The organism is Frateuria sp. sgz306004, assembly GCF_057750885.1.
In genome coordinates this window covers 50565-70593 of the sequence record NZ_JBYLFE010000012.1, presented here as the reverse complement: position 1 = coordinate 70593, position 20029 = coordinate 50565, and the positions used below count along the sequence as shown (strand labels likewise).

At 62.4% G+C, this 20029-nt stretch carries 17 protein-coding genes and 1 pseudogene; 15 read left to right on the top strand and 3 right to left on the bottom strand.

Features of this window, described 5'->3' with window-relative positions; translation table 11 throughout:
* Positions 1 to 177 precede the first annotated feature (177 nt).
* Entirely contained in the window at positions 178 to 717 is a 540-nt protein-coding gene (locus AC3G2C_RS19400) for a hypothetical protein (RefSeq protein ID WP_488386268.1), read from the bottom strand.
* A 264-nt stretch (positions 718 to 981) separates the two neighbouring features.
* Here AC3G2C_RS19400 and AC3G2C_RS19395 point away from each other — a divergent pair.
* From AC3G2C_RS19395 to AC3G2C_RS19370, 6 genes and pseudogenes are all read left to right on the top strand, one after another.
* Positions 982 to 2094: pseudogene (locus tag AC3G2C_RS19395) on the top strand (IS30 family transposase).
* 74 nt (positions 2095 to 2168) lie between these two features.
* Complete coding sequence (locus tag AC3G2C_RS19390) at positions 2169 to 2825, top strand: phytanoyl-CoA dioxygenase family protein (protein WP_488386267.1); 657 nt, start codon at positions 2169 to 2171, stop codon at positions 2823 to 2825.
* 211 nt (positions 2826 to 3036) lie between these two features.
* The gene (locus tag AC3G2C_RS19385) at positions 3037 to 3384 is read left to right on the top strand and encodes a hypothetical protein (protein WP_488386266.1); all 348 of its coding nucleotides are present in this window, start codon (positions 3037 to 3039) and stop codon (positions 3382 to 3384) included.
* A gap of 425 nt (positions 3385 to 3809) precedes the next feature.
* The gene (locus tag AC3G2C_RS19380) at positions 3810 to 4298 is read left to right on the top strand and encodes a hypothetical protein (protein WP_488386265.1); all 489 of its coding nucleotides are present in this window, start codon (positions 3810 to 3812) and stop codon (positions 4296 to 4298) included.
* 507 nt (positions 4299 to 4805) lie between these two features.
* The gene (locus AC3G2C_RS19375; protein WP_488386264.1) at positions 4806 to 5174 is read left to right on the top strand and encodes a YciI family protein; all 369 of its coding nucleotides are present in this window, start codon (positions 4806 to 4808) and stop codon (positions 5172 to 5174) included.
* A gap of 160 nt (positions 5175 to 5334) precedes the next feature.
* Positions 5335 to 5982, top strand: coding sequence for a glutathione S-transferase family protein (locus AC3G2C_RS19370; protein ID WP_488386263.1), 648 nt, complete (start codon positions 5335 to 5337; stop codon positions 5980 to 5982).
* A 225-nt stretch (positions 5983 to 6207) separates the two neighbouring features.
* Here the strand turns inward: AC3G2C_RS19370 and AC3G2C_RS19365 are convergent, their stop codons facing one another.
* Positions 6208 to 6768 (bottom strand): lipocalin-like domain-containing protein, encoded by a 561-nt coding sequence (locus AC3G2C_RS19365; protein WP_488386262.1) that lies wholly within the window; start codon positions 6766 to 6768, stop codon positions 6208 to 6210.
* 139 nt (positions 6769 to 6907) lie between these two features.
* On the opposite strand from AC3G2C_RS19365, the gene AC3G2C_RS19360 reads away from it, so the two are divergent.
* From AC3G2C_RS19360 to AC3G2C_RS19320, 9 genes are all read left to right on the top strand, one after another.
* Positions 6908 to 7837 carry a LysR family transcriptional regulator gene (locus tag AC3G2C_RS19360; RefSeq protein ID WP_488386261.1) on the top strand — a complete coding sequence of 310 codons (930 nt, stop codon included), beginning with the start codon at positions 6908 to 6910 and terminating at the stop codon, positions 7835 to 7837.
* A gap of 100 nt (positions 7838 to 7937) precedes the next feature.
* Positions 7938 to 9221, top strand: a complete 1284-nt coding sequence (locus AC3G2C_RS19355; RefSeq protein ID WP_488386260.1) for a M24 family metallopeptidase — start codon at positions 7938 to 7940, stop codon at positions 9219 to 9221.
* 226 nt (positions 9222 to 9447) lie between these two features.
* A complete protein-coding gene (locus tag AC3G2C_RS19350) occupies positions 9448 to 10527 on the top strand; it encodes a serine hydrolase domain-containing protein (RefSeq protein WP_488386259.1) in 1080 nt (359 codons plus the stop codon).
* A 66-nt stretch (positions 10528 to 10593) separates the two neighbouring features.
* Positions 10594 to 10743 (top strand): hypothetical protein, encoded by a 150-nt coding sequence (locus tag AC3G2C_RS19345; RefSeq protein ID WP_488386258.1) that lies wholly within the window; start codon positions 10594 to 10596, stop codon positions 10741 to 10743.
* A 221-nt stretch (positions 10744 to 10964) separates the two neighbouring features.
* The gene (locus AC3G2C_RS19340; RefSeq protein ID WP_488386257.1) at positions 10965 to 12119 is read left to right on the top strand and encodes a VirK/YbjX family protein; all 1155 of its coding nucleotides are present in this window, start codon (positions 10965 to 10967) and stop codon (positions 12117 to 12119) included.
* Positions 12120 to 12166: 47 nt separating this feature from the next.
* Positions 12167 to 12661, top strand: a complete 495-nt coding sequence (locus AC3G2C_RS19335) for an RNA polymerase sigma factor (protein WP_488386287.1) — start codon at positions 12167 to 12169, stop codon at positions 12659 to 12661.
* On the top strand, positions 12658 to 13647 hold the full coding sequence (locus AC3G2C_RS19330; RefSeq protein ID WP_488386256.1) for a FecR family protein: 990 nt from the start codon (positions 12658 to 12660) through the stop codon (positions 13645 to 13647). Before AC3G2C_RS19335 ends, AC3G2C_RS19330 begins: the two co-directional genes overlap by 4 nt.
* Positions 13648 to 13815: 168 nt before the next feature.
* A complete protein-coding gene (locus tag AC3G2C_RS19325) occupies positions 13816 to 16215 on the top strand; it encodes a TonB-dependent siderophore receptor (protein WP_488386255.1) in 2400 nt (799 codons plus the stop codon).
* 136 nt (positions 16216 to 16351) lie between these two features.
* Positions 16352 to 19615, top strand: coding sequence for an autotransporter outer membrane beta-barrel domain-containing protein (locus AC3G2C_RS19320; RefSeq protein ID WP_488386254.1), 3264 nt, complete (start codon positions 16352 to 16354; stop codon positions 19613 to 19615).
* Positions 19616 to 19686: 71 nt separating this feature from the next.
* Here the strand turns inward: AC3G2C_RS19320 and AC3G2C_RS19315 are convergent, their stop codons facing one another.
* The gene (locus AC3G2C_RS19315) at positions 19687 to 20013 is read right to left on the bottom strand and encodes a hypothetical protein (protein WP_488386253.1); all 327 of its coding nucleotides are present in this window, start codon (positions 20011 to 20013) and stop codon (positions 19687 to 19689) included.
* Positions 20014 to 20029 lie beyond the last annotated feature (16 nt).

Here is a 20029-nt window from a genome sequence, read left to right as displayed (position 1 = left end):
ATGTGGCTTCTACGCGAAATCTGACTCACTCGTCGAACGCGAGCAGGCCAGCTTTGCATCTATGCAGATCATTTTGATCAAGAACCGCGCAGCGCGAGATGGCGTTTTGCGTTTTCACACAGCCTCGACCCGAAGGAGACATCTTGTCGATGAGTGCTGAGGAACTGGCTCCGGCGCTCAGCCGCCGCTCGACTGCCGTAACTTCTGAAGGTCTTCGGCAATACGTTTAACGTCCTGCAAGCCTAGCAAGATGAATTCTCGTGTCTTGGCAGCTGAGAGGCTAATTAGGATTCGGCCGGAATAGCGGACGTTGCCCATCCCCCACTTGGGAGTCATATCCGTTGATATGGAGGAGATCTCCCGCATCGAATAGTAGAAATTTGCTCCGTCCAGACTGAGAAAATCGGTCGAGTCGTGCGCTCCATCTGCGTAGCGTGCCAGCAACTCCTGATTTACATAGGAATGTGGGTCAACGACATCGCTTGGGGGTCTGTAGCCAGGATTCGCCATCACGCCCATGACACGCGCGCCACTGATGCCATTAGCTGACCCAGACACAAGGAATGTTCTGTTCAAAATGCCGGCGTAGTACTCCATGGCGATGAAGTTACAAACTCCAGGGCCCTGCACGGGCACGGCGTCAACACGCTTGGCCGGATTGTTGGATACCGAAATCAAAGCCTTAGTCGATATCCCCAGCAGGAGTCTTCGAAGCATCTAGCGAAACCCCAAGCCATCAATGGCGACAGTATGGGCATGCTGAAGGGTAAGGAGAGGCGTCGCAACTGGCCCCGGAATGCCCGCTCACGACTGGCGTCAGACCTCGCGGTCAGATTGGCTCGCCGGCAAGCTGGGAAGGTCCGCTTCCGACTGCGGTTTCAGCCGGTCGTTGCAACACACTAAAGACTGCGCGAGCAGCGGGAGTGTTGCAAGCTGTCCCAGCGACCAAAGATTTATTACACCGAGGCCCAGATAGGGGTGATGTGGGATCGATGGCAACGGGGCGAGTCACTTCATCAGATCGCCGGGTCGTTCGATCGACACCATTCGTCGGTACGCCGGATTCTGTCGGAAACCGGTGGCATCCGGCCCGCTGCGCGCCACCGCTCGACGCGAGTGCTGAGGCTGGCCGAGCGCGAGGAGATATCCAGGGCGCTGATGGCAGGCCAGTCGATCCGTGCCGTGGCCACGCGATTGAACAGGGCGCCGTCGACCATCAGTCGGTAGATTCGGCGCAACGGTGGGAAGGATCACTATCGCGCTAGCCGCGCTGACCAGCAGGCCTGGGATCGCGCCCGACGCCCCAAGGAATGCAAGCTAGTCCGTCATCGCGTCCTGGCACGCCTGGTAGCCGCTAAGCTGCGGCAACAATGGGCGCCGGAACAGATTGCCGGCTGGCTCAAACATCGATATCCGGGCAATGAGGCGCGTCAGGTGTCGCACGAAACGATCTACCGCAGTCTCTTCATCCAGGCACGCGGAGCGCTGAAAAAAGAGCTTTTGGCGCACTTGCAGCGCACCCGAGCCATGCGCCGCTCGCGACACCACACGCAGAAGACGGCAGGCCACGCGCAGATTACCGATGCGATCTCCATCCGCGAGCGTCCTGCCGAGGTCGAGGACCGGGCCGTGCCGGGCCATTGGGAGGGCGATCTGTTGTTTGGTGGTAGGAACAGCCAGATCGCCACCTTGGTCGAGAGGCACTCGCGCTTCGTCATGCTGGTGCAGGTGGATAGTCGGGACAGCCAAACGGTGACCGACAAGTTGATCAAACACGCACGCAAACTTCCGCAGGAGCTGTTTCGATCGCTGACCTGGGATCGAGGGTCGGAGATGGCCCAACACCAGCGCTTCACGTTAGCCACCGACATCACGGTTTATTTCTGCGATCCCTACAACCCATGGCACCGTGGGTCGAACGAGAACACCAACGGCCTTCTGCGGCAGTATTTCCCCAAGGGCATGGATATTTCCGGGGTTACGCAAGGGCAACTCAATGCCGTGGTCAGGCGTTTGAACGGAAGGCCGCGAAAGACTCAAAACTTCGAAACACCGGCCGAACGATTTCAGCAATTCGTTGCAACGACCGGCTGAAACCGCAACCCAAGACGGACCTTTTGCCTCCGACGTTACAGTGACCGACACCGCAAGCAAATCAGGGGGGGGACGTGAAGTTTCAAGAAGACGGCTTCACCATTCTTCCTGACCTCATATCGCCGGACGGATGCGATGAACTGATTGCGGCGATTGCGGACAGAGATCAATGCAGAGTCGGATCGCGTGGCCTTCTTAATAACATGGCCGTCGACCGCACGGCTGGCGTGCTGCGTCGGCAACTCCTTGATCTGGGGTTGCTTGGCGAGGAGCACTATCCTGTGTTGTGCGCCCTGTTTGCCAAAGGTGAGGGCATGAGCTGGTCAGTGACTCCGCATCAAGACCTGAGCGTTCCCGTGGCCAACCGCGTTGACGTTCCTGGGTGGGGAGGCTGGTCCATGAAGGAGAATGTCTGGTTTGCACAACCACCAACGGCATTCCTTGAAGATCTTGTCGTCGTGCGACTTCAATTGGATGCGAATGCCTCTGAGACCGGTCCGCTCGAGGTTGTTCCTGGAAGTCATGCGATGGGTCGGCTTGCCAGTGGCTCGGTCAGAAAGTACGCGGATCGTAGGATCAAGTGTGTGGTCCCGCGAGGCGGTGTATTGGTTATGCGCCCTTTGCTGATTCATTCATCCAGTAAGCCGCTTTCCCCATTGCCGCGGCGTGTCCTTCACTTTCTCTTCGGTCCCGTGTTGCCGACTGGATTGTCTTGGCCCTCGCCGGCGTAAAGGCAAGCTAACGAAGGTAATGTCCGCAACCCGCAGCGGACATCGAAAATTATATGGGTGCAACCAATCAAGCAAACAAAGCAAACAAAACAGGGGTCAGAGTGCACTTTCTCTACGTTGGGGAAGAAACTGCTGGTCGAGTGGAGGAAGTCTTCGAGAAAGTCGACTCTGACCCCTGTTTCTCACCCATAGCGGACATGACTGGTGGTGGATGCTCAAGAAGGAAAACGAGATGGTGGAAGCAAACGTCTCCAAGGCGATGAAGTACTGCCTCGTGGGCAACGCAATTCGCCTCATTCTTGATGTGCCCACTTGTTGGAGTGCCTTGACTGCTGGAACGGATGGTCGCTTTGATGTCGATGATGGCCCTGCTTTCATATCTCTCGGTCTGACAGCCCTCCCTGTCCTTCTGGCATGCACTCTGCTCAATGTCGTTGTGTTCGTCAGGGCGGTGCGTATTCTCTTTACACGTAAGGAATGGAGCTTGTTCGCGGTGAGGGTGATCGTTGCCACAACATGGGCCAGCCTTCATCTGTATGTACGAAGCAGTATTGGCTAAAGCATTGCGGGCAACGAAAGTGTCTGCTTCCGCAACCCATTGCGGACTATTGTTGGATAGCGCTAGGGCGAGGTTTTAGGCAGTGGCAATTTGATGCGGTTAGACAAGGAAGACGAAATGCTTCGCCCCGCCATCTACGGCGGTATGGCCTTCATTTGCGCACTCGCCGGGTTCGGCTTGGTAATCCTTGCTCCTCTTATCCACTTTCCTCCGTTGCAGCTTCTCGGAGCCTTGTTGGTGATCTGCGGCATAGCGGGAGGGTGGGTCGCATTGATCTGGGGATGGTTTCGGGCATTTCGGCGGAAGCGCTAATAGGCCGGCCAACTTTGGTGATAGGTTGTTCAAGGACGTCCGCTTCCGACCAAAGACGGGCCCTTCGCGCATAAGATCTCCGGTGGCTCAGCTAATCGCTTTAAGGGGGCTCAGTGCGCCAATTCAAACGATATGCCTTGTCCGGCCTTGCATTGGCAATGGTCACAATGTCGACTGCTTCTTACGCCACTTGCTGGGAGTCCGGTGAAGGGGCGACTGCGATCTATCGGCATCCGACGGTTACCGTCGAGTTCAAACAGGCGGCGTTCGTGATTGCTGGGCGCGTCACGGCTGAGCGCAATATCTCGGAGCCAGGCGATCCGGATGGCTATGCGTGGACGGTCTACACCGTCCAGGTATTGGAGACTTTCAAGGGGGCGCCGAGGCGGACCATAAAACTTCTGTCGGAAAACACTTCGGCCAGGTTCTGGATGGATATTGGGAAAACCTATCTGCTGTTTGTACGTCATATCTCGGTTGCTGAAATGGCCGGACAAGAGCGTCTTCCGACCGACTATGTAGACAACTGTGGAAACTCTGCGGTAGCCGAGGAAGCCGGGCAGGCGCTTAAGACGGTGCGGAGTCTGTCGGAAGCTCGGTAATGCCCGCTTCCGACTGTGGATTCAGCTGGTTGTTTCAATGGGTGGGGTTATGAGCTGGCATGTATTGTTGAAAGATGGGCTGATCGCGCTTGGAGCTCTGAATGCTCTCGTGAGCCTGATGATCGTACGAAGCACAGGTCTGTCTCCGCGACAAAAGGTGGCGCAACTGTTGCTCGTGTGGCTGGCGCCCATCTTTGGTGGCTTGCTTATAGGAATATTTCTTTGGACCCAAGGCGTTCCCGTACCGCCTACTGGTTACCCTTCGGAGCAGCATCGTGGCGCCGCGGGAGTAGGGGCGGTGTATAACCAGCCTTTACCACCACCCGCCGGGGGTGGGCAAACGAGCGGTTGATGCAAACGCACGCTTCCGCCCTCAACTGTGCCGTCGTCGGCCTCGACGCCCACACGCCATGTCGATCCCACGCAACCTTGCTCGTCGGATAGGTAGAACCAAGTGAGGCCAGTCACGGTGACTGGCAACTCGATCCGACCGATAGAGAGGCATTCATGACCACCGATAGCCACGTTTCGACTCAGCGGTACTTAATATCGTTTGACGATGGCTCGATGGACCATATCCCCGAGGAAGATTTCCAATCGGTGGGCGAGGCGGCACATAAGGTGCTTCGTGAGGCCAAGGCGGCAGGGGTTTGGATCTTCGGCGGCGGTGTAGAACGCCAGCAATCGACCATTATCGCGATAGACGGGACTCTCGCCGCCGGGCCTGTGCCGGAGACAAAGGCGGTTATCGGCGGGTTTTCGATCATTGAGGTTTCGTCACGCGAAGAAGCACATAGATGGGCTGCCAAGTTCGCGGCTGCGTGTCGCTGCGCGCAGGAGGTTCGCGAGATCATGTTTGATCCGGAGTCCATATAGCGTTTTGCTTGGCGCTGCGGGCCAACGAATCATTTGAGCCAATGCGACTCCTCGACACGGCTTAACTCAGGCGCTCGGTGTGTGCGTCCGGCCAAATACGGATCTTGGCAGATGGAAACCACATGCCGGCAGTGGGTCCCTTTTCGAAAGGAACGTGACGATGAGCATCACCATTACCGCGTTTGAGAGATCGCCCGATGGTGGCAAGGGGCTAGCGCGCGACACGCGGGTTCGCTGGGCGTTGGAGGAGGTGCGCCAGCCTTACGAGGTTCGCTACGTATCGTTCCAGGCCATGAAGGAGCCCGCGCATCTGCGCCTTTCTCCGTTTGGCCAGATCCCAACCTACGAAGAGGGTGACCTGATCCTGTTCGAAACCGGTGCGATCGTTTTCCATCTCGCCGAGCAACATGATGGCCTGCTGCCCAAGAACGCTCATGCGCGTGCACGCGCCATCGCGTGGATGTTCGCCGCGCTCAATTCAGTCGAACCCAGCATCTTGGAGCTTGTTGTCGCCCGGTTTCAGGAGGGCGACAAGCCGTGGAGCGCAGAGCGTTTGCCGCTGGTGATGGACCGCATTCGTCATCGCCTTGGCCAGCTCTCCTCGCGCCTCGGTGATGCCGACTGGCTGGATGGCGATTTCAGTGCGGGCGATCTGCTCATGGTGTCGGTACTGCTCAGGACAAGGCCCTCGGACATTCTGGATGAGTTTCCCAAGCTAGCAGCCTATGTCGCTCGCGGCGAAGCACGGCCCGCCTATCAGCGTGCTTTTGCCGCGCAGTTGGCGGCGAACACCAGCGCTAATCGCTGACAGATCGACCTTGGCATCCGAGCCAAGGTCGCTGTTGTCGTGAAGCATAGAGGCGTTGATCCGTCATCCATCGGCGCCTCGCCACCAAACCAGCTTGCCGAGCGACAGGGGTCACATGGCTCGTGGCTGGCACATCAGCGCGAAGCCAATGCCCGCGTGCCTTGCCCGTCGAAAGGTAGCGCCGTTTGGGTGAGTTGGTTCCGCCTGCGTGCCTTCGTGCCGCCACTATGAGTGGATGCGCCGCCACACCACTTCGCCATGGGCACCTTCGCCGGCGCCGCTCGAAGGCTTGGCGACGCGATAAGTCAGCTCGTCTCCATTGATGGTGTATCCGGTATCGCCGATTTTTCCATCCCAGTTGGGAAAGGAGGCGTGCAGAATCTCAGTGTGCAGCACGCTCGCGTCACCGCTGACGTGGCCGAAATGCGCGTTGCTGTCCATGGAGGCTGCACGGTACTCATCGGGCGTGCCCTTGGATTTGTCATTGGCGGCGAAGGGCATGCGCTTGGCCCGCACCATTTGCATCATGTAGTCGCCCTGGGCGTCGATCATCCACATGCCCACCGGGTCGGGTCCGTAAAGCGCGACACGATGACCATCCGGGTAGACGTTGTCGCAACGAACCAGCGCCCAGGCGCCGATCAGCTCCTTGGGCACCATGGCTTGGCCCATGGGGGCTGCCGTCTTGGGCATGGCAGGGGCGGGGGTGAGCGGCGCCGCCAGCAACGGCGTGGCAACGAGTTGGGCTGCCCAGCAAGCCAGCAGCAAAAGCCTTGTACGTGACATAGCGACACCTAGGGTGGGTGGGGTGGGGAGATCGTTACCTCTTCCTTTTCCTTTGATAATGGGTCCGGATATTCATTGACCTTCAAATTTGGTTTGAAGATCATCGGCGAGCTCCCTTCGCTCACATGGATCGGCGCTTATGAACCGCCTTAGCGACATGCAGATCCTGGTGGACGCCGCCGACCTCAACAGCCTCTCGGCGGCCGGTCGCCGGGCGGGGCTTTCGCCCGCGGCGGCCAGCGCCTGCCTGCAACGCATTGAAGCCACGCTTGGCGCGCGGCTGTTCGAGCGCACCACGCGCGAACTGCGCCTGACCGACGAAGGGCGCATCTACATCGCCTCGTGCCGGGCCGCCCTCGAAACCATGAAGGAGGCAGAGCGGGCTGTTCGCAGCGGCACCGCCAGCGTCAGCGGCACGCTGCGCGTTTCCGCGCCCTCGGACCTGGGGCGCAACGTGCTCGCCTCGCTGCTCGACAGCTTCATGGCGCTACACCCGGACCTGCGTGTGGTGCTGACCCTGTCCGATTCGCTGTCGCGGTTCGTGCCGGACGATATCGACGTGGCCATACGCGTGGGGCCGCTGGAAGACAGCGAGCTGGTGGCGCGCCACCTGGTCGATAGCCGTCGCGTGGTGTGTGCCTCGCCCGCATGCATTGCCACCTACGGCATGCCTGCGCAGTCGGCGGAGCTGGCCGAGCGGCCGACGCTGGTGCTGACCACGCAGGCGGGGCCGCGCAACGAGTGGCGCCTGGGCAATGAGGTGATACGGGTGCGGCGGTACCACGAGTGCACCGACAGCGAGGTGATACGCCGCTGGGCCGTGCTGGGTCGCGGCTTTGCGTACCGACAGTGGTGGGCCGTGGCGGAGGATGTGCGCGAAGGGCGGCTGGTGTTGGTCAACGCGCCGGCATGGTCCGCACCGTCGCCCATCCACGCGATGTATCACCCCAACGCATTCCAGCCGCTGCGCGTGCGCCGATTCGTCGAGTTTCTACAAGCGGAGTTCGCGCGCCAGTTGCCGACCTTCGCCGGCGACCACCCGGCGTGGTGGTCCGGGCAGCGCGGATAAGCATCGCGCTGGCGAAGGGAAGCCCATCTGATGACAGTGGTAGCGGTGCCGACTTGGGCCGCATACTGCGCGACACCTTTGAAACCGCTCCGGAGTCTTCATGCGTCGTCGCGACTTTCTCACCGGGGCGGTAGCCGCCACGGCCGCTGCGTCTTCCGTGCTCATGCTGGGCAGTCGATCGGCGCAGGCTGCGCCGGCGGCGTCAACCGGGTCTACCGGACTGGCTGGGCTAACCTCTTTGACGACCGGCGCCAAGCCCATCGCGGTCGAGGAGCGCAAGGCGCGCATCGCCAAGCTGCAGCGGCTGATGGTGGAGCAGAAGATCGGCGCGCTGATCCTGGAGTCGGGGTCGAGCCTGGATTACTTCACCGGCATCCAGTGGCACCGCTCCGAGCGCACCACGGCTGCCATGATTCCCGCGCGTGGCGAGATCGTCGTGGTCACGCCGGCGTTCGAGGAACCCTCCATTCGCGAGACGCTGGCCGTCAGCGGCGATGTGCGTCCGTGGAACGAGCACGAGAGCCCGTTTGCCCGCCTCATTGGCGCCATGCGCGATCGCGGCGTAACGTCAGGCGACATTGCCTTCGAAGCCACGACGCGCTTGTTCATCGTCGATGGCGTGCGCGACGCCAGTGCGGGTGCTTACCGCGTGGTTTCCGGTGACGCCCTGGTCAAGGCCGTTCGACTGATCAAGTCCCCGGCAGAACTGGCCTTGATGCAGACCGCCAACGACGTGACCCTGGCGGCGCTTCGCTACGTCCATGCCAACGTCCGTGCCGGCATGCGCCCCGACGAGATCGGCAACATGATGAATGCCGCGACCGTCGCCCTGGGCGGCTCGCCCGAGTTCGCCCTGGTGTTGATCAACGAGGCGAGCGCCTATCCGCATGGTTCGCACCAGCCGCAGACCCTGCACGACGGCTCGGTGATCCTGATGGACGTCGGCTGCACCGTGCATGGCTATCAGTCGGATATCTCGCGCACTTGGGTCATGGGCAAGCCCACCGCGAAACAGCGCAAGGTGTGGGACACCGTCAAGCGCGGCCAGGAACTCGCCTTGGCAACCGCCAAGGTGGGTGCTCCGGTGGGCTCCATCGATGACGCCGTGCGCGCCTTTTATGAAAAGGAAGGCTGGGGCCCCGGCTACCATTTGCCTGGACTGCCCCACCGCACGGGACACGGCATCGGGTTGGACGGCCATGAGCCGCCGTATCTCGTGCATGGCGACGCGACACCGCTGGCGCCCGGCATGTGCTTCTCCGATGAGCCGGGCCTTTACATCCCCGGCGAGTTCGGCATTCGCCTGGAAGACTGCTGGCACATGACCGAAACCGGCCCCAAGCTGTTCACCCCGCTCGCCAAATCGATCGACGACCCGATTTGATGGGCGTCGGTCGAACGAGTTGAGTGCTGTTGAGGTAGGGGTAAGTTACTCGACGAGTTTTAAGCGAAGCGATCGCTCGAGACGCTTATTGCTCGAACCCACGATATCCAACCCAGGATGCATCCTGGGTTGGAAACTGAGATCGCGGATTCGGCTCATGCACATCGTTTCCCTTGGACATTTTTAGCGTCGTTGGGTTGGTTGGCTGGCCGCAGAGAGCATATCCATGGATCGCGAAGTCCTCAGTGAGCCAACAAGGCGGATACTGCTACGCGCTGTGGCACTGGCGCCGCTCGCGCTGACGGTGTGGCCTCGATCCTTACAAGCAACCGGGTTGGCGGGTCTTGTGCTCGATGGCGCCCCTGGCGCCGCCGCGGGAGTGGTTCGCCAAGGTAAAGCCTGTGCGCTTGGCGGTTACGGTCGGGCATCCGCTTTATCGCCGTTACCGCCCACGGGCGATACCGTCTTCGAGATCGGCTCACTGACCAAGACGTTCACCGCATCGGTGATCTTTCAGCTGCAAAGCGAAGGTCGCCTGCACATTCAAATGGCTGTGTCGGAATACGTCACCGACTTGCCCGAGGCATGGCGACGGCTAACGTTGGCGCAGCTTCTAAGCCACACGTCGGGCATCCCGAACTACCTGGATGAAAGCAACTTCAGGGCCGTCATGACCAAGAGCCTCACGCCGCGCGAAATCCTGGCGATGGTGAAGGACCCGACGCTTCGCTTCACGCCCGGCGAACGCTTCGACTACAGCAATACCGGGTTCATTCTCCTGGGCATGGTCATCGAGGCGGTCACGACGCGCGATTATTGGGACGAGCTGGATCGGCGCTTGTTCCAGCCGGCCGGCATGGTGTCCACCGGCCCGCGGCACCGGCTGAAGAAAGGCTCTGTGCTAGCGACAGGACACTTCTGGAATGGGCACCAGTTCGAGTCGACGGCACCGGTATCTTCAAGCGCCGTATGGTCCGCCGGTGGCCTGTACTCCACGGCAAGAGATATCAATCGTTGGTCCATCGCCCTGGATCAGGGGCACGTCCTCACGGCGGACGAATGCAGAGCCATGTGGACGCCGGCGCCGCTGGCGAACGGCAACCCCTCGGGTTGGGGTTACGGGTGGGCGGTGAGCAACGAGGACGGGGGCACCGTGGTTTCCCATGGTGGTGGAACCGAAGGGTTCTCCTGCTGGTACCGCCGTGATCTTGCCCACGACGTTTCGATCATCGTGCTGACCAATCAGAACGGTAAGGCCGACCCCAAAATGATGGTCGAAGGTCTACAGCGCAGCCGTACCGCTTAGCGCCTCGTCGCGGCACGGGTGTGTTGGATCTTCTTATGTTCTTTGCTGCACTCCTCGCAAAAGGACATGCAGGTGAGCCTGTCGCCGACGATCCCAGGTGATCCAGCAACGTTCACCGGCGAGGCGGCAGCCACCAATGACGCGATCCATGGGCGTTCTGCCCAAGACGGCCGGACCGAGCCGCTGACCCTGAAGCGCTTGGAGCAGTGCAGCTGATGTCGAGGCTTCCGTTGCCCATGCCCGAGGATTTTGGCGGGCTGCCATCGCCCCCGACCATTGAAGCGCCACCGGCTCCCCGTTGGCGCACCGGCTGGGCCAAATCGTTAGCTTGACGCAAGCTTCAGGCTGCGGCGCAAATTTTTTCGATATCCATTTCCGTTTTGCCCGGCTCGCCCGTCTTAGCACTTGTCACAGCAACTACGCGGGATGAGCGCGCCTTGAACGAAAGGACTCTTCTACCGGGGGAGGAACCCCTGGATGCCGAGCTGGTTTTTGCCGCCAGCGGTTGCGCCTATGCGGCGCAACGCGGCCTGGTGCGCGAACTGCGGACTGCGGGAGCCCTGTGCCCGCCCGTTGCTGGACGTTCGGAGACCCAAGCCAAGGATGGCAACTCTGGATTTGGCAGGTGGTTGGCTTCGCTGCGCGATCGCCATGACTGGACGGGATCGTCCAGGCAGCGGCATGTCACGGCGGCCAAGTACCTCATTCGTGCCATCGGCCTGGCCGTGTCGCACCATCGTTTCCTGGCGTTCTTGCAGGATCAACCGCTGATGCGCGCCGCCGTGGGGCGCGATCCGCGCCTGCAGGAGCGTCATCTCCATCGCTTCGTGAACCGGCATTGGCATCGCCCCACTCGCCTGCGCGCCATCGAGGCGCACTACCGCAGCATGCTCGAACGCATGTCGGGCGAGCTGTTTGAGGCCGTGTATGTGCGAGGCCGCGCCACCCTGGGTGAGTTGGTGCTCAAGGACGACAGCCGCGTGCGGGTGCATCTGCGGCCGTCCATCGCCATGGGGTGCGAGGGCGAGCTGGGCATCGAGCTGACCGACATTGACGGCAGCACGCTGTATCGGCTGGTGCTTACCGTCATCGATGACGTGCGCCCAACGCTGACCATCGGCTGCATTCAGGGCCCGGATGGCGAGGATGGCCGCGAGCGCGTGCGCGTGCTCACTCGCCAGATGCACGGCCTGCGACCCAAGCAGTTGATGCTGGAGCTGGCGTATGCGTTCGCCGGCGCGTGCGGCATCCGGTACGTGCTGGCGGTGGGCAATGAAGCGCATCCGCTGCACAAGCGGCGGCGCTTCCTGGCCGACTACGACGCGTTCTGGCAGGAGCAGGGCGGCGTGCCGCTGAATGGCGGTTGGTACGTGTTGCCGGAAACCCTGCATCACCGCAGCGAGGCCGAGGTGCCGAGCAAGCATCGGTCCAGCTATCGCAAGCGTGGCGAGCTGCGCGCGCAGGGCGAGCAGTTGATCGCCCAGGCGTTTGGCCAGCCGATGCGCCGGGCGGAACGTGGGGCGGCTAAGGCGGGGGTAGAATGGTCCCCCGCGCTACCCACGATGGTTGAGGGAGCTCAGTGGACAAGCTAGCCAAGGCACCCGGCCAGGCCGGTGTCAGCCTGGATCCGGCCCATGCGATGCGCGTGGCGGATCTGTTTCGCCAGCACAACCGTGCGTTGGTGGCCTTTTTGCAGTGCCGTCTGAATTCGTTGTCCGATGCGCAGGAAGTGGCACAGGAAGCCTATATCCGCCTGGTGACGCTGGATCAACCCGAGCAGGTAGAGTCGCTGCGCGCGTATTTGTTCAAGATCGCCTCCAACCTGGCGATCGATCGCCTGCGCATGCGTCAGGTGCGGGAAAGCAACCCGCTGGATGCGCCGGTGGAGGATCTCTACCTCGCGCCGATCCCCGAGCGGCATGTGGTTGCCAACGACCAATTGCGCGTGCTGCATACCGCATTGCGTGAACTACCCGCCAAAACGGGACGTGCCTTCGTAAGGCATGTCATCGACGGCTGCGATATCGGCGTTATTGCGCGAGACATGAAAATCAGCGAGCGCATGGTGCGCTATCACGTTGCCAACGCCCTGGCACATTGCCGGGCGCGGGTGGACGAACCGGAGATGCCATGATGGCCAACACCCCGAATGAACAGACCTTGCGTATCGCCGCGGATTGGTGGATGCGCTTGCGCGACCCCGCCGCCGACGAGCGCACGACCGCGCAGTGGCTGGCCTGGACCGACGAGGACAGCAGTCACCTGGTGGCCTTCGAGCGCGTCAGCGAATTGGGCGGCCAATTGGGTCGCCTGGGTGAGGTGTCCCGGGCCCGCCTGATGGCGGAGTTCGCGCCGGCCGTATCGGCGCATCGTTGGCGCCCCTGGGCGGCGGCCGCCGCCGTGGTCGTGTTGGTGGCCGGTGGCGCCATCAGTTGGATGTTGCTGAGCCAGCAGACCACCACCCAGGTCTACGCGAGCGAACACGCCGCGCGCCGCGACCTTATGTTGGACGATGGTTCGCGCATTTCGCTCGGCGGCGCCACGCGTCTCACCACGCGCTTCAGCCATGACCAGCGCCAGGTGGAATTGTCCGATGGCGAGGCTTACTTCGAGGTCGCCCACAACGAGCAGCGCCCGTTTGTCGTGCGCGCCGGCAAGCTCACCATCGAGGATGTCGGCACCGTGTTCGACGTACGCCGTACCGGAGATCGCGTCACCATCGCCATGGCAGAGGGCAAGGTGCGTATTTTCGACGGCGTGAGCGGCGCCCAGGAGGGGCTGGAGGCCGTGGCAGGTGACGTGGTGTCCTATGACCCGCAGCACCCGGCGTTGCGCGTCACCGGCACCGACCCCTCCCGCGTGGGGGCTTGGCGCGATGCGCGGCTGGAGTTCGACAACGAGCCGCTGTCGGTGGTGGTGGCCAACATCAACCGCTACAGCGAGCACCCGGTACGCATCGTGGACGAGGATCTCGCCCCGCTGACCTTCACCGGCACCGTGCGCCTGGATGCCATCGACGATTGGCTGTACGCCCTGCCGCAGGTATTACCGCTCAAGGTGCGCGAAGAAGGTGGCCAGATGTTGCTGTCCGATGCAGCGAAGCAGGGCGAATCGCGCTAGCGAGCCATGTCCAGGCACGTCGCCGCCCAAGTGCGGTGACGTGCGCACGAGTACGCGCGCAGGTGTGCAAGTCTGGCGTCAGACTGCATTCATTCAGCGCATCGTGCTGTCAAAATAGCCGTAACCCATGCCAAACTCGCCGCTTTCGCCTGGGGAGAGCCGAAAGGGATGAGGTTGCGCGCGCAGCTGCTCGTGATGAGCTGCCTGGTGATGTCGGCAAGTCTGGCAGCGCCCGGCAACGCTTGTGCGAGCGCTAGCGAAACAGCGGACAGTGCACGGGTCGATTTCGCCATCGACGCGCAGCCGCTGGCCACCGCCCTCATCGCCTTTGGCAAGCAGGCCAATATCCAGGTACTTACCTCCGGCAGCTCGGTGGCGAGCTTCCGATCCACCGGGCTGAGCGGCTGTTATTCGCCGGATGCGGCCATGGCGCGGCTGCTGCAAGGCACCGGCCTGCGGTACGAATTCACCGATCGCCATACCGTGGTGATCAAGCCGCGCGCCACCGCCGCCAATGCACACCCGTCCGAGGAGGCCGAGCCGCGCGACGTCAAGGAGCTGCTGCCGGTGCAGACCACCGCGCTGGTAGGACGCGATGTGGGCTTCATGGCCAATCTCACCAGCTCCGCCTCGCGTAACGACGCGGACCTGATCGATGTGCCGCAATCGGTGAGCGTGGTGACACGCGACCTGATGAATTCGCAGCAGGTGCTCAGTGTGGCCGACGCCGTGCGCAACGTCGCCGGTGTGCAGTACATCGATGGCTCGGACGGTTTGCCGCTGTTTCAAATACGCGGCTTCTATGTCGGCAATGGCCTCACCGACGGCATGCCCAACAGCATTGCCGGTTCCGGCGATTTTCCGCCCCTTATCGGTGTGAATCGCGTGGAAGTGCTCAAGGGGCCGCAGTCGATCCTGGGTGACACCACCGGCAACAGTTTTGGTGGCCTGGTCAACGTGACGATCAAGCAACCACAGGGTGCGCCCTTGCGAGAGCTGAGCTACACGCTCGGCGAGCGTGGCGAGGCCCAAATGGGCCTGGACCTGACTGGCCCGCTGGCAAGCAGCCCGGAGCTGAGCTACCGCTTGGTGCTGTCGGGCGAATACGCGCATCGCTCGCCGCAGGGTTATCTCAATCGCCGCAGCTCGTATATCGCGCCGTCCATCGCGTGGCGCACCTCCACAACGCAGTTGGTGGTGGGCGCACAACGCATCCAGAATCGCTTGCCCGTACCCGATCACGTCGTGATGCTGGGCGATGGGCTGTCGTCTGCTTCGCCGTTCGGCATCCTGCCTGGCAACCCGCACGATTACGCCAGCTACCAGACCGATCGCCTGTACTTGCTGCTCGACCAGCAACTGGACGACACCTGGAGCTGGCGAGGCCGCGCGCAGTACGTGCGGCAACGCAACGACCAGACCGGGTGGACCTACTACAACCCGTCGCCCAACGGCGACGTCACCGCGGTGGCCGAGTCGTATCGCTACAGCGATGCTTACTACTCGTTGCAAAACGATTTTGTCGGCGTGTTCGATACGGGCCCCATCACGCACACCGTGACGCTGGGTTTCGATTACTCGCGTTCGCGCATCGGTCATGCCGATGACTACGTGCGCCTGTGGGGTGCCGATGGTAGCTACAACCTTTTCAAGGATGCAGCGTTGCCGTCGGTACCCTCGCTGGTCACGCTCGATGACAACCAGCCCATCGCCGGCACCTCCTGGTCGGTGGACAACGGTTTGTTTGCGCAGGATCAGCTGAGCCTGGGCGAGCATTGGGATCTGCTCGTGGCGCTGCGGCGCGCCGCCTATTCGGTGTCCACCGAGGACGTGAACGGCAACCCGTGGACACCCCGGCGAACGAAATGGGTGCCCAACGCGGGCCTGGTCTACAAGCTCACGCCCGATGTGGCGTTCTATGCGGGTACGGCCAGCGGCTTTCAGCCGGTGTCGTTCCTGGGCGAAAACGGTCGGCCACTCGTGCCGGCGCTCTCACGCCAGATCGAAGCCGGCGCCAAGTTCAACCTGTTCGATCAGCGCGCACGCCTCACGGTATCGCTGTATCGCATCATGCTCGACCACAGCTACCTGCTGGTGTCGCCGCAACCGCCGAATTTTGCCGAGCTGGGGCCGGGTCAAACTAATCGCGGCGTCGAGGTCGAGTTCGTTGGGCAAGTTACGCCGGGCCTGGACCTGAGCAGCAGCTACACCAACGCGATGATCAGCAACCATGACGGCACGCGAGCCTCCGGCGCGCCGCGCCAGCGCTTCAACCTGTGGGCCAGCTATTGGTTCCAGAACGAAGCCCTGCGCGGCTGGGGCGTAGCCGCCGGCGTGTTGGCGCGCGGGCGCTCCTATGGACAAAGCTCCGACTACACCGCGTATTACCCCGTGCCCGGGCAGGCGGAGTTTGGCGCCAACCTGTCCTATCGCGCCGCGCGCTGGCGCGTCACGCTGGGCGTCAAGAATCTCTTCTCGCGCCGCCTCTATGCGGACGACTTCAATGAAACCTTCGTGCCGGTGCGCACGCGTCGCTCGCTCCTGCTGAGCGGTAGCTACGACTTCTGATCGTTCCCCCTCGTTTCCGTCTGGCACCTCTCGAACGTCTAACTCTACGGGGACCTTGCGCTAACACCGCAAATGGAACGGGCCATCGCCCAGAAATGGACCGGGCATGGGACGACAGACGTAGAGGGGAGAATTGATGAAGCAGGTTGCTTGCAAGCCGCTGGCCTTGGCGCTGGCGTACGGTTTGGCGTGCTCGTCGTGGGCGCATGCGGGTGATATCCCGCTGGACATCATCCAGGAGGACTTCGGCGGCGGGCAGTACGGTTTCCGCCTGGGTATCAATGTGGGCGTGAATGGCGCCCAGCCCAAGGAATACTTGTTCGATACAGGCTCGGACTCGTTCAACATCGATGCGGGTCTAACCGCCCTGCATGGCTCGGGCCCTGCGTGGTTTCCGACTCAACCCGGCGCCAATGTGGGCCCGTTGCGGTTCTATCTCTACGGCGACGGCACCTACGGCTACCTGCAGTCGTCCACCACGGTATCCAGCTTTGAGTTCTACAACAGCAGCACGGGCAGCAAGGTAGCCAGCTATGCCACGCCCACGGGCGCGCCGGTGGCGATCAACTACGCCTATGTCACCTCCACGGCCACCGGCCCAGTGGCTGGCACCGCCGGTGGCGTGACGTTGAAGGTGGACACCGGCTTTCAGCAGAACCTCGCCAATGGCGTGGCGCCGGAAGAGGGCAATTTCTACGGCATTGTCGGTGCCGGTGACTTTGGCAACGGTGTGCCGGGCATGCTCACCAGCTCGGGCTATATCGTGGAGGCCAATGGCACATCGGCTGTGCCTGGTAGCTGCGGAGCAGGCTGCCTGATCATGGGCCTTACGCCGTCGTTGCGCGCGCAGTTCCTGAGCGTCGTGCCATGGATCGGCGGCGCACAGGGCAGTTTCGCGCTCTCGGGTGCCCCTTCGGCCAACCAGTTCGATACGCAGTTCATGTATGCGCTGAGCGACGGCAAGCACACCTCCAGTGCATCGCTGCCCACGCTGTTCGATACCGGTACGCCCAACATCATGTTGATCGATAACGGGGTAGGCCTGCTTTCGGGCGAAACCGCGGTCGGACACATCAATCAAAACGGAAATGAGATCCCGGGTATCACGCTCACCACCACCGGTGTGGCGCCGGGTGCGCAGCCTAGTTCCGTAGCTACCGGTGATGACTCCACCGGCGATTACACCAACGTGGTGACGGTCGGGCCGTATTCCAATTTCGATAACGGCGCCATTTACGGCATCGGCTTCTTTTTCCGCAACGCGGTGATGTACGACCTGGCCAACCAGTCGACCGGCTACACGCCGTTCTACGTCACCGATGAGGACATTGCAGGCGGCCTTACGGTAACTCAGGCGATGGGGCCGTTGGGCCTGGCGGGTGTGATCTCGGGCAATGCGCCCTTTGTGGTCACCCACGGCGGCATTGCCAACCTCAGTGCCGTGAACACGTATACCGGGTTGACCCAGGTCGATGCGGGTGGTTGGTTGGGCTTGGCGGGTCCGGGCAGCGTGTCGCAGTCGTCCAAGGTGCTGGTCAACGGTGTGCTGGATATCTCCCGCACAGCGCAGGCCACGGCCATCACATCGCTATCGGGCGGTGGCATGGTGCAGTTGGGCGGCAACGTGCTCATGCTCACCCATGCCGCCGGTACCTTCGCGGGCCAGCTCACCGATGGTGGCCTCAGCGGTGCGGGGGGCGGTGGCCTGGTGATCAGCGCGGGTCAGGAAACGCTGAGCGGACAGAACACCTATACCGGTAGTACCGGCGTGGCTGCGCAAGGCGCGCTCAACCTAACGGGTTCGCTGGCGGCGGGCGTCGTGAACCTGGGGCAGTTCGCCAACAACGGCAGTGTCGGCGGTTCGGTGCTCAACGAAGGTTGGCTGCAGAACAATGGCCGCATCGCGGGCGACCTCGCCAGCACCGGCGTGCTCACCGGACAGGGGCGCGTGGGCGGCAACCTCAGTGTCAGCGGCACGGTGGCACCAACCTTCCAGGGCTTCACGGTGGGCGGCAACTATCTGCAAGGGGCCGGCTCGGTGTACTTGGTGGCTGCCAATCCATTGCAGGCGGGTGTGTCCAGCCAGATCAACGTGAGTGGGCAGGCCACGCTCGCCAAGGGTGCGGCGGTGACGTTGGCGCCGTCAGCGGCGGGGCAGCCGTATCAGGTCGGCGCACGCTATACGGTGCTCAGCGCCGCGCAGGGTATCAGCGGCAGCTACGCGTTGACTGGCAATACGCAGCTCAGCGCGGTGCTGGGTATCGCTCAGGCGTCGGATGCGCAACACGTCTACCTGGATGTGGTGCAGCTGCGTGCGCTGGACGCCGTGGGTGGTACGCATAACCAGGTGGCGACGCTCAGTGGCGTGCAGTCGTTGGCTCCGGCCAATGCGCTGTTCACCACGGTGACCAATTTGCCGAACGATGCTGCCATTCGTAGCGCCGCCGACCAGTTGTCGGGGGATATCTATGCCACGGCGCGGGGCACGTTCCTGGAAGACAGCCACTTTCTGCGTGACGCCGTCACCAGCCACCTGCGTGACCTCGAACATACCCAGCCCGATGGGAGCCGAAGCAAGCTCGTCTGGTGGGGACAGTTCATCGGCTCGTGGGGACACCGCGACAGCGATGGCAACGCTGGTGGAGTGTCGCGCTCGCTGGGTGGCTTCGTGATTGGTGCAGATGTGCCGCTGGGCGAGCGGAGCCATCTTGGCGCCGTAGGTGGTTATACGCAGACCTCACTGCAGGTCGGCTCGCGCGCATCCTCTGGCTCCAGCGACGATGCGCACGTGGGTGTCTACGCCGATACCACGATGGGCGCGTTCGGCCTGCGTGGCGGCGTGGCATACACCGAGCACACGCTGGAGGTCACCCGTCGCGTCGACTTCGCTGCGGTGGCCGTATCGCCGCAAGGCCGCGTCAAGTCGGATACCCAGCAGGCGTTTGTCGACGCCGGCTACGCGATCCAGCATGGCGCCACCACCTGGGAGCCGTTTGCGCAGGTTGCCTATGTGCGCTTGAACGACGATGCCTTCAGCGAGCGCTTGGCCGGTGCCGCTGCGCTCAACGGGCGCAGCGAGAACGACTCGGCCAGCTACAGCACGCTGGGTGCCCGCGTGGCCTCGCAGTTCGAGTTCGCGGGCGATGCCGTGAGTGCGCACGCCATGCTGGGCTGGCGCCACGCGTTTGGTGGCGTGAACCCGCAGGCCGCGTTGCACTTTACCGGCGGTGCGGACTTTGCGGTGCAAGGCGTGCCGGTGGCCCGTAACGCCATGGTCGTGGATACCGGGCTGGATCTGGCCGTCACCAAGAACGCCAGCATCAACATTGCCTACAGCGGCCAGCTTGGCCGACACGCGGTGGATAGCGGCTTTAAGGGCGGCTTCCTCTGGAAGTTCTGATCGTTGCGCAAGAAAAACGCCCCGGGGTTTGACCCCCGGGGCGTTGTCGTTAAAGCCGTGGTAGCGACGTATTACTTGGCGCCGCCCGACGCTTCCGGCTTGGCTGCGCTGTCGCCCGTGGCTTCAGTGGCGGCCTTGGCCTTGGCCTTGTGGCCGCTGTGCTGCTTCTTGGCCTTGTGAGCGGTTTCGCTGGTCTTGGTGGCGGCTTCGGTAGCCTTGCTGGAGGCGTCGCTTGCCTTCATGGCGGCGGCATCGCTCGCCTTGGTGACTTCCTGCGTGGTTGCGCCGGCGGTCGTGGTGGCAGCGGCCTTGGCCGGAGCCGTTTCCTGCGCAAAGGCGGGAGCGGTCAGCACGGTGGCGGCGGTGACGATGAGAGCGGCGAGCAGGGTCTTGCGCATGAGGAAAACCTCCAGT

Coding starts and splice junctions, on each gene's coding strand:
- AC3G2C_RS19400 (WP_488386268.1), bottom strand. CDS start 717: ATGCTTCGAAGACTCCTGCTGGGGATATCGACTAAGGCTTTGATTTCG.
- AC3G2C_RS19385 (WP_488386266.1), top strand. CDS start 3,037: ATGCTCAAGAAGGAAAACGAGATGGTGGAAGCAAACGTCTCCAAGGCG.
- AC3G2C_RS19375 (WP_488386264.1), top strand. CDS start 4,806: ATGACCACCGATAGCCACGTTTCGACTCAGCGGTACTTAATATCGTTT.
- AC3G2C_RS19370 (WP_488386263.1), top strand. CDS start 5,335: ATGAGCATCACCATTACCGCGTTTGAGAGATCGCCCGATGGTGGCAAG.
- AC3G2C_RS19365 (WP_488386262.1), bottom strand. CDS start 6,768: ATGTCACGTACAAGGCTTTTGCTGCTGGCTTGCTGGGCAGCCCAACTC.
- AC3G2C_RS19360 (WP_488386261.1), top strand. CDS start 6,908: ATGAACCGCCTTAGCGACATGCAGATCCTGGTGGACGCCGCCGACCTC.
- AC3G2C_RS19355 (WP_488386260.1), top strand. CDS start 7,938: ATGCGTCGTCGCGACTTTCTCACCGGGGCGGTAGCCGCCACGGCCGCT.
- AC3G2C_RS19350 (WP_488386259.1), top strand. CDS start 9,448: ATGGATCGCGAAGTCCTCAGTGAGCCAACAAGGCGGATACTGCTACGC.
- AC3G2C_RS19345 (WP_488386258.1), top strand. CDS start 10,594: ATGCAGGTGAGCCTGTCGCCGACGATCCCAGGTGATCCAGCAACGTTC.
- AC3G2C_RS19335 (WP_488386287.1), top strand. CDS start 12,167: ATGCGCGTGGCGGATCTGTTTCGCCAGCACAACCGTGCGTTGGTGGCC.
- AC3G2C_RS19330 (WP_488386256.1), top strand. CDS start 12,658: ATGATGGCCAACACCCCGAATGAACAGACCTTGCGTATCGCCGCGGAT.
- AC3G2C_RS19325 (WP_488386255.1), top strand. CDS start 13,816: ATGAGGTTGCGCGCGCAGCTGCTCGTGATGAGCTGCCTGGTGATGTCG.
- AC3G2C_RS19320 (WP_488386254.1), top strand. CDS start 16,352: ATGAAGCAGGTTGCTTGCAAGCCGCTGGCCTTGGCGCTGGCGTACGGT.
- AC3G2C_RS19315 (WP_488386253.1), bottom strand. CDS start 20,013: ATGCGCAAGACCCTGCTCGCCGCTCTCATCGTCACCGCCGCCACCGTG.